The organism is Streptomyces sp. NPDC048291 (assembly GCF_043201715.1).
In the GTDB taxonomy this organism is placed as follows: Bacteria; Actinomycetota; Actinomycetes; order Streptomycetales; family Streptomycetaceae; genus Streptomyces.
In genome coordinates, this window is sequence record NZ_JBICZC010000014.1 from 1 (window position 1) to 11,776 (window position 11,776).

Below are 11,776 nucleotides of genomic sequence, written 5' to 3' on the forward strand. Positions count from 1 at the left end.
CTGATCACCGCCGCCGGGCTGTCCGAGGCCCCCGTGACCGGTACCGGTCACGGGGGCCTCGCCGTCTGCGTGCGGGCTCGGGTCAGCGCAGGCTCAGTGAGACCTGTACGGGCAGGTGGTCGCTCGGGAACTGGCCGTGCATCGAGAAGGTGTCCATCGTCGCCTGATGCGTGGTCACACCCGGCGAGGTCAGGATCCAGTCGATACGGTCGCCGTCCTGCTTGAGACGGTGGTAGCCGTGGAAGGTCGCGTACTGGGGGCCGCGGTGCTCCGCCGCGTCCCAGGTGTCGACGAGCCCCGAGCCCACCAGGGTGTCGTAGGCCGGGTTCTTGTGGGCGTAGGCGTTGAAGTCGCCGGTCACCACGACCGGCAGCTTCCGGTCGAACTCCGCGATCCGCCGCACCAGGAGCGTGGCGCTGCGCTCCCGGGCGTACTGGCTCTTCTGGTCGAAGTGGGTGTTGGCGACGTAGAACTCCCGTCCGTCGTCGGCGAGGTCGCGGAAGCGGACCCAGGTGACGATGCGGGGGAAGGCGGCGCCCCAGGTGTTGGAGCGGATGACCTCCGGGGTGTCGGAGAGCCAGAAGGTGTAGTGCTCCAGGGGTTCCAGGCGCCGGAGGTCGTAGTAGACGGCGGTCGACTCGTCCCGGCTGCCGCCCTCGCGGCCGGTGCCGACCCAGTCGTAGTGCGGTCCGAGGTCGCTGTCGATGTCGCGCAGCTGCTGGTAGAGACCCTCCTGGGTGCCCATGATCTGGGGCTGTGCGCGGCGCAGCAGTTCGGCCATCACCGGCCGGCGGTCGGCCCAGCTGTTGGGCTCGGCGGTGCTGGCGTACCGCAGGTTGAAGGTCATGACGTCGAGGCGGGGCGCCGGCCGGGCCGGTGCCGCGAGGGTGGCTGCCCGGCGGGCCCGCGACACGGCGGAGGAGGCGGAGGACGTGGTGATCGCGGCACTGGAGAGGGGCACGGTGACCGCTGCGGCCAACAGGGCCTGCAGTCCCAGCCGGCGGGTGACTCGGCGCTGGTTCGGCACGACGGCTCCTTCAGGGGGCACAAGCCGGACGGGCGGGCGTTGAGCAGTGTGATACCCAGGTGTGTGACGAGCGTGAACATGCCCAGATGGGGGCGTGTCGCTCCGCGGACAGGGTGTTGACCGCCCCGAAGACGCCCGGATACCTTCATTCAACGGATTGTTGATTCCGTACAGTGGAAAACAGGAGGGTGCGGGATGGGTCAGGGACGGCAGGAGAAGGTGGCGACGAGCCTCGCGGGCGCCGTCAGCGAGGAGATCAGCGCCTCTCTCGCACCCGTCGACGCCGAACTGGAGCGCCGCTATCCAGGTGATCCGGGAACCCGTCAGCCCGTCCACACCGTGTACGTCCCCGGCGACGCCTTCACGGCCGGCACCATCCGCTCCTGGGGCGACCGGGCCCTCGCCGCCCTCGACGAACACGCCCCCGACGCCGCCGCCTTCGCCGCCGTCCTCGGCCTGCCCGACGACCTCGCCGAGCCCGTCCACGCCCGGGTCCGCGCCAAACTGGAGCGGGAGCCGGTGGAAGACCTCCGCGTCGACTTCGAGGACGGCTACGGCCCTCGCCCCGACGCCGAGGAGGACGAGGCGGCCGCCCGCGCCGCCCGGCTGATCGCCGAGGCGTATGCCGAGGGCACCGCGGCGCCGTACATGGGCATCCGGATGAAGTGCATGGAGGCCGCGGTACGCGACCGGGGCATCCGCACCCTCGACATCTTCCTCACCGGGCTGGTCGAGGCCGGCCCCCTGCCCGACGGGCTCGTGCTGACGCTGCCCAAGGTGACCTACCCCGAACAGGTCACCGCGATGGTCCGGCTCCTGGAGGCCTTCGAGAAGACCCACGGACTGGAGCCCGGCCGGATCGGGTTCGAGATCCAGATCGAGACCAGCCAGTCCATCCTCGCCACCGACGGCACCGCCACCGTCGCCCGGATGATCCAGGCCGCCGAGGGCCGGGCCACCGGACTGCACTACGGCACCTTCGACTACAGCGCCTGCCTCGGGGTCTCCGCCGCCTACCAGGCGAGCGACCACCCGGCCGCCGACCACGCCAAGGCGGTCATGCAGGTCGCCGCCGCCGGTACGGGCGTACGCGTGTCGGACGGCTCCACCAACGTCCTGCCGGTCGGCCCGACGGCCCGGGTGCACGACGCCTGGCGGCTGCACTACGGTCTCACCCGGCGCGCCCTGGCCCGCGCCTACTACCAGGGCTGGGACATGCACCCCGGCCACCTGCCGACCCGGTACGCGGCCGTGTTCGCCTTCTACCGCGAGGGCCTGGAGCAGGCCGCCGCCCGGCTCGCCCGGTACGCCAACCGGGCCGGCGGTGACGTCATGGACGAGCCCGCCACCGCCAAGGCCCTCGGCGGCTACCTGCTGCGCGGCCTCGACTGCGGTGCCCTCGACAACGGCGAGGTGGCCCGGCTGACCGGCCTGACCCGGGCGGATCTGGAGGGCTTCGCGATGCCCGGGCGCGGTGGTCTGACGGCCTCCGGGAAGTAGCGCGTACCGGTCAAGTCACAGCTTTTCCAGTCGACTTGAACCGACCCTGTCACTGCCCCGTACTCTGGTGCGCCATTCGGGGACGTGTTCAGGATCGGGGCTGTGGTGTCGGGTTCGTACGGACAGGCTGACGGGACCGGTCGCCTGCTGGCAGGGAGGTACCGGGTCGTCGACCGACTCGGGCGCGGTGGTATGGGCGTGGTGTGGCGGGCCGTCGACGAGGTCCTCGGCCGCGAGGTCGCCGTCAAGGAACTGCGCGCCTACACCGACAGCGCCGGGCCCGAACTGGCCGACCTGCGGCTGCGGATGCAGCGCGAGGCGCGGGCCGCCGCCCGGGTACGCCATCGCGGGGTGATCGTCGTGCACGACATCGCCGAGGTCGACGGCCGCCCGCTGATCGTCATGGAACTGGTCGACGGGCCCTCCCTGGACGACCTGCTGCGCGAGCGCGGCACGCTGGGCCCGCAGGAGGCCGCCCGGGTCGGCGCCGAGGTGATGGACGCCCTGGCCGCGGCCCACCGGGTCGGCGTCCTGCACCGCGACGTCAAGCCCGCCAACATCCTCCTCGACCGCTCGGGCCGGGTCGTCCTCACCGACTTCGGGATCGCCACCATGGCGGATCCCGGCGACGGCTCCGCCACCCAGCTGACCGGCAGCGGTGAACTCGTCGGCTCCCTGGACTATCTGGCGCCCGAGCGGGCCAAGGGCGCGGCCCCCGGCCCGGCCTCCGACATCTGGGCCCTCGGCGCCGCCCTGTACGCGGCCGTGGAGGGCGCCTCGCCCTTCGGCCGTACGTCCACCTTCTCGACGCTCACCGCGATCGTCGACGAGCCCCTCCCGGAGCCCCGCAGGGCCGGTCCGCTCGCCCCCGTCCTCCGGCGCCTGATGGACAAGCTTCCCGACGCCCGCCCGGACGCCGAGGAGGCCTGCGGGCTGCTGCGGGCGGTGGCGCTGGAGCCGGTCCCGGACACGCCGACGACGGTCCTGCGGGAGTGGCGGCGGATGCGCGGGGAGGAGACTGCGGGGCGGGAGACCGGGGCGGGGGCGCCGGTGTTGCTTCCGGTGGGCGGCCCCGTCCAGGAGACCGAGGAGAGGGCCGGCGACGGGGCCGACGGTGAGGTCGGTGGTGAGGCTGACGGCGGGGCCGACGGCGGGGCCGACGGCGGGTCGGCGGGCGAGGCCGGTGCCGGTCGGGGAGGAGCGGACGGGCGGGCCGGAGGGGCTGTGGAGGGACCTGTGCACGGGCCCGCCCAAGGGGCCGCCGTCGGATCCCCCGAGGAGCCCGCGGCGGAGTCCGCCGGACGACTCGCCCCGGTGCCCGCCGCCGGGCTCGCCGAGGGAGCCGGAACTCCCGGGCCGGGAGCCGGACTCGAACTCGCGTCCGCCCGAAGATTAGACCCCGCGCCCCGACCCGGCGCCCCCGACGGCCCGACGGGCCCCATCCGTCCGATCCGCACCCGCCGCCGGGTCCGGATGCTCGTGGTGGTGGCCGTCGCCGTCGTCCTCACGGCGACCGGGCTGACCGTCGCGTTACGGAACGAGAAGGGGCAGACGGCGAAGACCGACGCCGGACCGCCCGCCCCGACCGTGGCCGGTGCCTCGCAGAGCGTCCGCGGCACGGGCACCGGCACCGGCGCCGGACACCCGGCCGACGCGGATCCCGTGGGACAGGGCGCGGAGACGGGCACCGTACCGGCCGCCGGCGCCACACACGCCACCGCCGGCGAGCCCGCGGGAGGCCAGGCCGACGGCGCTTCCGCGACGCCCTCCCGGGGCCAGACCGCAGACCCCGGCCCCACCGGCGGTTCCGGCACCGCCACGGCCACCGCGCCCGCCACCGCGACGGCTTCAGCGCCCGCCACCGCGGTCTGCCAGTCCGCGGGAGACGGCACGTACACCTGCAGGGTGCGCAGCGGCGGAGCCAAGTCCTACACCGCCGACGGCGCCAAGGCCGGCCGGGTCCGCCAGGGCGCCCACTCGTTCTACTGCCAGGCCGACCTGGGCCGCCGGGAGACCCACGGCCAGCGGACCAACGTCTGGTGGGCGCTGACCGACGACGACAAGGGCAACACCGGCGTGTACATCAGCGACGTCTACATCAAGGGCGGCACGAACGACGAGCCGCTCCCCGGGCTTCCGGTCTGCTGAGTACGGACGTACCGCTCCAGCCCCGACGCGACCGCCCACCTCCGCTCCGCGAACAGCCGGGTGCCCCGCCCGCACAGCGCCGCGTCGGCCCGCGCCCGCGCGCAGAACTCCTCGGGCGTGACACCGAACAGCTCTCTCAACTCGACCGACTCCGCGAGGAGTTCGGTGAGGAGGGTGTGCTCGCCGGGATGGCGGCGGGGCGCGCCGGAGCCGTCGTGCAGCACACCGTGCCGGTTGACGTACGCGTGGACGCCGGGGAGCGCCGTGCCGTCCGCGAGCGTGGCGCGTACGGCCGGGGCGGGCAGCCAGGCCCGTCGGAAGTTGCCGTGCGGCAGCGGTACGCCCTCGCTCGCGTCGATCACCTCCAGCTGCCGCCCGTCCAGCCACAGGACGAACAACTCCCGTACCGCCGAGGGGGAGGCGACCGGGGACGCCGAGACATAGCCGAGGCGGCTGACGTGCGCGGAGACCCCCACGTCGAGGCCGGCCACCCGGGCACGCACCATCGGGATCGGCCCGGTGACGCCGGACTCCGCCATCTTGTTCCGCAGTTGGGCGGGCGAGGCGTTGGAGCCGACCGCGAGCACCGGCACCCGCCCGTCGTCGTGCACCAACCGGTCGAGCGGCAACAGCCGATCACCGTCGAGAAGCCCGGAGCCGGCCGGCCAGGCGCCCGGGTAACTCAGCGGATGATCCCGCGGCGCCGTGTCGAGCCCCAACTCGGCGAGCGTACGGCCGGTCACGGACACCCCCGCCCCGCGAGCACGCGCCCGCCCGCCGGGCGACTCGGTTCGGCAGGGGCCCGGCCGGTGGCCGCGGGGTTCGGTTCCGTGCGTGGGCGTCCGGTGGTCGTGGTGCTCGGTTCGCTGCGCGTGCGTCCGGTGGCCGTGCGGTCCGGTTCCGTGCGGGGCCGGGCCGGCGACGGGCGGCTCGGGGCCGCGGGTGTCCGGTCCGTCATGCGCGGCTCAGTCCGCCGGGGGCAGTTCGCCCGAGCCGCGGGTGATCAGCCTGGTCGGCAGTTCGATGCGCTCCGGTGGCATGAGGGTGCCGTCCAGCTGGCGGAAGAGCCGTTCGGCGGCCGTGCGGCCGAGCAGCGCCGCGTCCTGGGCGACGACCGTGAGGCCGGGGTGGAGCAGGTCGGCGAGTTCGATGTCGTCGAAGCCGACGAGCGCGACCGGGCGGCTCTGTTCGGCGAGGACGCGGATCACGGTGACGGTGACACGGTTGTTGCCCGCGAAGATCGCGGTGATCGGGTCCGTCGCGGCCAGCATCTCCTCGGCGGCCCGGCGCACCCGCTCCGGGTCCGTCACACCGAGGGAGGTCCACGCGGGCTCGACGGCTATCCCGGCGTCCTCCATCGCCGCCTGGTAGCCGCGCAGCCGCTCGGCCGCCGTGTGGATGTGGGGCATGTCGCCGATGAACCCGATCCTGCGGTGGCCGTGCGCGATCAGGTGGGTGACCCCGTCCCGGGCGCCGCCGTAGCTGTCGGACAGCACGACGTCCGCGTCGATCCTCCCGGCCGGGCGGTCCACGAACACCGTCGCCACGCCGGCCCTGATCTCCGGCTCCAGGTACCGGTGGTCGTCCCCGGCCGGGATCACCACCAGGCCGTCCACCCGCCGCGCGCACAGCGCCAGCGCCAGCTCCTGCTCCCGCTCCGGGTCCTCGGCGCTGGACCCGTTGATGAGCAACGCCCCGTGCGCCCGGGCCACTTCCTCCACCGCGCGGCTCAACGGCCCGTAGAACGGGTCCGCGAGGTCCTCGAGGACCAGGCCGATGCTCGCGGTACGGCCCTTGCGCAGCACCCGCGCGCTGTCGTTGCGGCGGAAGCCCAGCGCGTCGATCGCCTCCTGGACCCGGCGCTCGGTGTCCGGGGTCACCCCGGGCTCGCCGTTGACCACCCGGGACACCGTCTTGAGGCCCACCCCGGCCCGCGCCGCCACGTCCTTCATCGTCGGCCGGGTCCCGTAACGGGAGCCGGGGAGACGGTCTGCGCGGCGGGAGGTGTCGGGCACGATGCGGCGTCCTGTCCTGTCGTCCACGGGAGGCATGGGCTCACGAATTACGTCTGGGCTCATGGGTTTGTATCAGGGATACACAGGCTCGTGGGTTTGTATGAGGATGTGGCGTCGAGCATAGAGCCTGGACAACGTTGTCAGATGCAAGGGAGACTGTCCACCGCAATCTCCGGCCTGCGTCCCCACCGCTTGACCGGCCTGTTGTGTCACTCGGCTACTCATGGTTGACGGGGAGAACTGACTCTGATGCACACCGACCTCGTGGCGGCCCTCGACATCGGCGGCACCAAGATCGCCGGCGCGCTGGTGGACGGTCACGGACGGATCCAGGCGCGCGCCCAGCGCGCGACACCCGCCCAGCAGGACGGCGAGACGGTCATGGGGGCCGTCGAGGAGGTGGTCGGCGAACTCGCCGGTTCACCGCTGTGGGGGCGCGCCCGCTCGCTCGGGATCGGCAGCGCCGGCCCGGTGGACGCCTCCGCCGGCACCGTGAGCCCGGTCAACGTGCCCGGCTGGCGGGAGTATCCGCTCGTCGAACGGGTGCGGGCGGCCACCGGCGGGCTGCCGGTCGAGCTGATCGGCGACGGCGTCGCGATCACGGCCGCCGAACACTGGCAGGGCGCGGCCCGCGGCCACGACAACGCTCTGTGCATGGTGGTGTCGACGGGCGTCGGCGGCGGCCTGGTGCTCGGCGGCAGGCTGCACCCCGGCCCGACCGGCAACGCCGGCCACATCGGCCACATCAGCGTCGACCTCGACGGGGATCCCTGCCCCTGCGGGTCGCGCGGCTGTGTCGAGCGCATCGCGAGCGGCCCCAACATCGCCCGCCGCGCCCTGGAGGGCGGCTGGCAGCCGGGCCCCGACGGCGACACCTCGGCGGCGGCGGTGGCCGCCGCGGCCCGGGCCGGCGACCCGGTCGCCGTGGCCTCCTTCGAGCGGGCCGCGCAGGCACTCGCGGCCGGGATCGCGGCCACCGCGACCCTGGTCGAGATCGACATCGCGGTGATCGGCGGGGGCGTCGGCAAGGCGGGGGACATCCTCTTCACGCCCCTGCGCAAGGCGCTCACCGACTACGCGACCCTCTCCTTCGTCCAGCGCCTGACGGTCGTACCGGCCCAGATGGGCACGGACGCGGGGCTGGTGGGCGCCGCGGCGGCGGCGCTGGCCGCCAGGCCGGACGCGGAGGCGGCGGGGGTCTGACGGCGGTCCGGCGGCTGTCGCCGGACCGCGCAGGAACGTTCAGGCCCGGTCGGCCGGGGTTCAGGTCCGGCCGACCGGGCCGGGGCGCACGCCCGTGACCTCAGCAGGAGATCCGCGCGTCCGCCCAGTCCCCGTGGTCGGAGGTGATGCCGTCACCGCCGTCGGTGACGACGAGCCTGACCACCTCGGCGCCGGTCACGTCGGCGGTGAGCGGCTGGGCCGGCATGTCGGTGGTCAGCACGCCGGTCGAGGCGACCTTCGTGCCGTCCGCCCAGACCTCGAACGAGACACTGCCGTTGGCGGTCTCCTCGTCGTCCACCCCGACGTCCGCGGTGACCTGCTCGCACGCCTTCCCGGCGTAGTAGTCGACCTCGCTCTGCGCGTGGGTGCCGAGCCCCTTGGAGTAGACGACCCCGCCGATGGTGATCGGATGTCCGTCGCCCGCGGCGGTCTCGCCGTTGCTGGTGTCGCGCTCCACCGGCCCCCAGCCGTTGTCGGCCGACAGCCACGGCAGGTCACTGAGGAAGGAACCGCCGGCGGGCGGCGGGTCCGCGACGGTCATCGTGACCGTCGTCGCACTCCGGGCACGCACTCCGGTCGGCGACCGGTAACTCGCCCTGAGCTCCAGGTCGTACGACCCCCTCGGCGTCCCCGCGGGAGCGGTCACCTCCCAGCCGGTGCGCAGCGCGCGGCCGGTCGGCAGGGCGGGCGCCTTCGTCGGCGAGGCCGCCCTGACGGTCCAGCCCGCAGGGCCCGTGAGGGACACGGAGACCTTCGTGGCCGTGCTGCGGCCGAGGTCGGTCACCGACGTGGTCAGCGCGGACGTGCTGCCCGGCTCGGTGAACCGGCTGCCGTCCAGGCCGAGTTCCACGGCCGGCGGGTGGGCGGCCCAGCGCCGGTCGGCGGCGACCCGCACCAGGACCGTGCCGTGCGCCGGGACGACGGCGGAGACGGTGCCCGCGGTGTTGTAGCTCCGGTGCTGCCACAGGTCGCGCAGGGTGTAGGCGGGGGCCTTCGGGAGGCCCACGGCGGTCGCCGACGTCGCGATGCGCTGCGCCGAGCCGGACTCGTTGAACAGGGCGATCGCGCGGCTGCCGTCCGCCATCTCCTTGGCGACGACCCAGCGCCCGTCCGCCGAGGAGACCACCGTGCCCTGCTTGCCCAGCGGGTCCTGGTCGACGGCGATGACCTCCTTGTTGTCCAGGATGTCGAAGGTCGCCGGAGTGGCCTTGCGCAGGTCGGTGCCGATGAGCAGCGGGGCGGCCATGACCGACCACATCGAGAAGTGCGAGCGGTACTCGGTGTCGGTCATGCCGCCGTTGCCGACCTCCAGCATGTCCGGGTCGTTCCAGTGCCCGGGGCCCGCGTACGGCGCGAGCGGCAGGTTCTGCTTCAGGATCGACACCATCGAGCCCCAGCTGTCGCCGATGTCCCCGGTGGTGCGCCAGAGCTGGCCGACGTCCGCGGCCCACTCCCAGGGCTTGTTCTCGCCCCATTCGCAGATGCTGAGGACGATGGGCCGGCCGGTCGCCCTGAGCGCGTCGCGCATGGCGGTGTACCGCTGCCTGGCGTCGACACCCTGGTTGTTGCAGTTGTCGTACTTGAGGTAGTCGACGCCCCAGTCGGCGAACTGCTGGGCGTCGCTGTACTCGTGGCCGAGAGCGCCCGGAAAGCCCGCGGCGTTGCAGGTCTTGGTGCCGGCGCTGGTGTAGATGCCGAGCTTCAGGCCCTTGGCGTGCACGTAGTCCGCGACGGCCTTGATCCCGTTCGGGAACCGGGCCGGGTCCGGGACCAGTTTGCCGTTCGCGTCCCGGTCGGGCAGGGCCCAGCAGTCGTCGAGATTGACGTACCGGTAGCCGGCGTCCTTGAGGCCCTTGGCCACGAAGAGGTCGGCGATGCCCTCGACCATCGCCTCGTTGAAGTCGGCCCTGCAGTGCGTGGAGTTCCAGTTGTTGAAGCCCATCGGCGGGGTCGGCGCGAGACCGTCGGCCTCGGCGGGGGAGGTGGTCCTGGCGTCGGCGACGGCGGGTGCGGCGAGGCCCGCCGTACACAACAGGGCCGCGGCCAGTGCTCCGATCACTCTTCGGCGGGTCGTGCGGGTGTGAGGGTGACGCATCGTTACGTTCCTCCGACTCGCGAAAGGTGCGATGACGACATGTACGCGTCATCGCTCTGTGCGGTTACGTTAGAACCCGTCGGAGTGTGTTGAATAGAGAGCGGTAGTGATGGTTCGACGTCGAGTTCGGAATCCCTCTGGTCCAGACCGGAACGAAACGGGTCATCCGATGTTCGGGTCGGCGAGGGCGGGACTCCGCCCCGGCGTACCGCGTTGCTCCCCTCGCGGGTATGCCCGTGACCCCCGGCCGCCGGCGGAGTTGGAACGGGCATGAAGAAGCGCAGCATGCTCGCCATCGCCAGCCTGGCCACCGGATTCGTCGTGGCCGCCATCACCCCGTCCCACGCGGCCGACGAAGGCCCGCTCGGCGACCTGCACATCTCGGACGCCCTGGAGCACGTCGGCCACATCGTCGGCGACGACAGCTTCCAGACCGACCCGGACTTCCTGGGCCAGGAGTAGCCCGGCGGATTCCGGGCGGACGACGGTGCCGGTGTTCCGGGCGGCGGACGCCGGCACTCCGTTTGCGTGCCCTCAACGGGAACTGGTTTCCGTGGCAGTGTGGAGCGGGCAAGCCACAGGGGGCCAACAGCAGAGGGGGAGTCCGTGATCGTCTGGGTCAACGGCGCGTTCGGTGCGGGTAAGACCACCACCGCACGTGAACTGATCGAACTGATCCCGAACAGCACGCTCTTCGACCCCGAGTTCATCGGCGGAGCGCTGACGCACCTGCTGCCGGCCAAGCACCTCGCCGAGGTCGGAGACTTCCAGGATCTGCCGATCTGGCGCCGACTGGTGATCGACACGGCCGCCGCGATGCTCGCGGAACTGGGCGGCACCCTGGTCGTTCCGATGACGCTGCTGCGCCAGGAGTACCGCGACGAGATCTTCGGCGGTCTCGCGGCCCGCCGGATCGCCGTCCGGCACCTGTGCCTCACCCCGGCGGAAACGATCCTGCGCGAGCGAATAGCCGACCGGGAGATCCCGCCCGACCTGCCCGACGGGGAGATGCGGGTCCGGCAGTGGTCCTACGACCAGATCGAGCCCTACCGCGCCGCCCTCGCCTCCTGGATCAGCGCCGACGCCCATCTCGTCGACACCAGCGCGCTCAGCGGGTACGAGGCGGCGGTGCGGATCGCGGGGGCGGTGACCAGCGGCGAAGCCGTGGTATGTGACATAGTACAAACCCCCGAACCCACCGCCGAGACCACCGCCGCCGGCGTCCTCCTCTTCGACGAGCAGAACCGCGTCCTCCTCGTGGACCCCACCTACAAGGCCGGCTGGGAGTTCCCCGGCGGTGTCGTCGAGCCCGGTGAGGCCCCCGCCCGGGCCGGTGTGCGGGAGGTCGAGGAGGAGACCGGGATACGGCTGGAGGAACTGCCGGGGCTGCTCGTCGTCGACTGGGAGCAGCCCGCCCCGCCCCGCTACGGCGGCCTGCGGCTGCTCTTCGACGGCGGCCGGCTCCACTCCGTCGAGGCCGCGCGCCTGGTGCTCCCGGGGCCGGAGCTGCGCGACTGGCGGTTCGTCACCGAGCAGGAGGCCGCCGACCTGCTCCCGCCGGTGCGTTACGAACGGCTCCGCTGGGCGCTGCGGGCCCGCGAGCGCGGTGCCGCGCTCTACCTGGAGGCCGGCGTCCCGGTCGGTTGACATTCCCTGACGATTCGTCAAGTCCTCACCACATCAGTGATGTTGGCGGGGACTTTGGCCTTTCCGGGGCGTGTATAGGGGACTTTGCGCGAGGTGGAAGGTTCCTGGGGAAAAACGAGG

9 protein-coding genes are annotated in these 11,776 nt (G+C 73.0%); 5 read left to right on the forward strand and 4 right to left on the reverse strand.

The features are described from left to right. Positions 1–82 precede the first annotated feature (82 nt). Positions 83–1,027: an endonuclease/exonuclease/phosphatase family protein gene (locus tag ACGF5O_RS34480; RefSeq protein ID WP_393813819.1), complete on the reverse strand. Its 945-nt coding sequence runs from the start codon at positions 1,025–1,027 to the stop codon at positions 83–85. 195 nt (positions 1,028–1,222) lie between these two features. On the opposite strand from ACGF5O_RS34480, the gene ACGF5O_RS34485 reads away from it, so the two are divergent. Both ACGF5O_RS34485 and ACGF5O_RS34490 read left to right on the forward strand, forming a co-directional pair. After that, complete coding sequence (locus ACGF5O_RS34485) at positions 1,223–2,527, forward strand: DUF6986 family protein (protein WP_393813820.1); 1,305 nt, start codon at positions 1,223–1,225, stop codon at positions 2,525–2,527. 192 nt (positions 2,528–2,719) lie between these two features. Then, positions 2,720–4,675: a serine/threonine-protein kinase gene (locus tag ACGF5O_RS34490; RefSeq protein WP_393813821.1), complete on the forward strand. Its 1,956-nt coding sequence runs from the start codon at positions 2,720–2,722 to the stop codon at positions 4,673–4,675. On the opposite strand, the gene ACGF5O_RS34495 is transcribed toward ACGF5O_RS34490, so the two are convergent. Continuing rightward, positions 4,621–5,418, reverse strand: a complete 798-nt coding sequence (locus tag ACGF5O_RS34495; RefSeq protein ID WP_393813822.1) for a hypothetical protein — start codon at positions 5,416–5,418, stop codon at positions 4,621–4,623. The two genes, ACGF5O_RS34490 and ACGF5O_RS34495, sit on opposite strands and share 55 nt — an antisense overlap. A gap of 222 nt (positions 5,419–5,640) precedes the next feature. Continuing rightward, the gene (locus ACGF5O_RS34500; protein WP_393813823.1) at positions 5,641–6,726 is read right to left on the reverse strand and encodes a LacI family DNA-binding transcriptional regulator; all 1,086 of its coding nucleotides are present in this window, start codon (positions 6,724–6,726) and stop codon (positions 5,641–5,643) included. Between the two features lie 213 nt (positions 6,727–6,939). Between ACGF5O_RS34500 and ACGF5O_RS34505 the strand changes: the two genes are divergently transcribed. Next, positions 6,940–7,893, forward strand: coding sequence for an ROK family protein (locus ACGF5O_RS34505; protein ID WP_393813824.1), 954 nt, complete (start codon positions 6,940–6,942; stop codon positions 7,891–7,893). A gap of 100 nt (positions 7,894–7,993) precedes the next feature. Here the strand turns inward: ACGF5O_RS34505 and ACGF5O_RS34510 are convergent, their stop codons facing one another. Continuing rightward, positions 7,994–10,009: an NPCBM/NEW2 domain-containing protein gene (locus ACGF5O_RS34510; RefSeq protein WP_393813825.1), complete on the reverse strand. Its 2,016-nt coding sequence runs from the start codon at positions 10,007–10,009 to the stop codon at positions 7,994–7,996. A gap of 270 nt (positions 10,010–10,279) precedes the next feature. On the opposite strand from ACGF5O_RS34510, the gene ACGF5O_RS34515 reads away from it, so the two are divergent. Beyond that, the gene (locus tag ACGF5O_RS34515) at positions 10,280–10,471 is read left to right on the forward strand and encodes a hypothetical protein (RefSeq protein ID WP_393813826.1); all 192 of its coding nucleotides are present in this window, start codon (positions 10,280–10,282) and stop codon (positions 10,469–10,471) included. A gap of 144 nt (positions 10,472–10,615) precedes the next feature. Then, entirely contained in the window at positions 10,616–11,656 is a 1,041-nt protein-coding gene (locus ACGF5O_RS34520; protein ID WP_393813827.1) for an NUDIX domain-containing protein, read from the forward strand. The last annotated feature ends 120 nt before the right edge of the window (positions 11,657–11,776 follow it).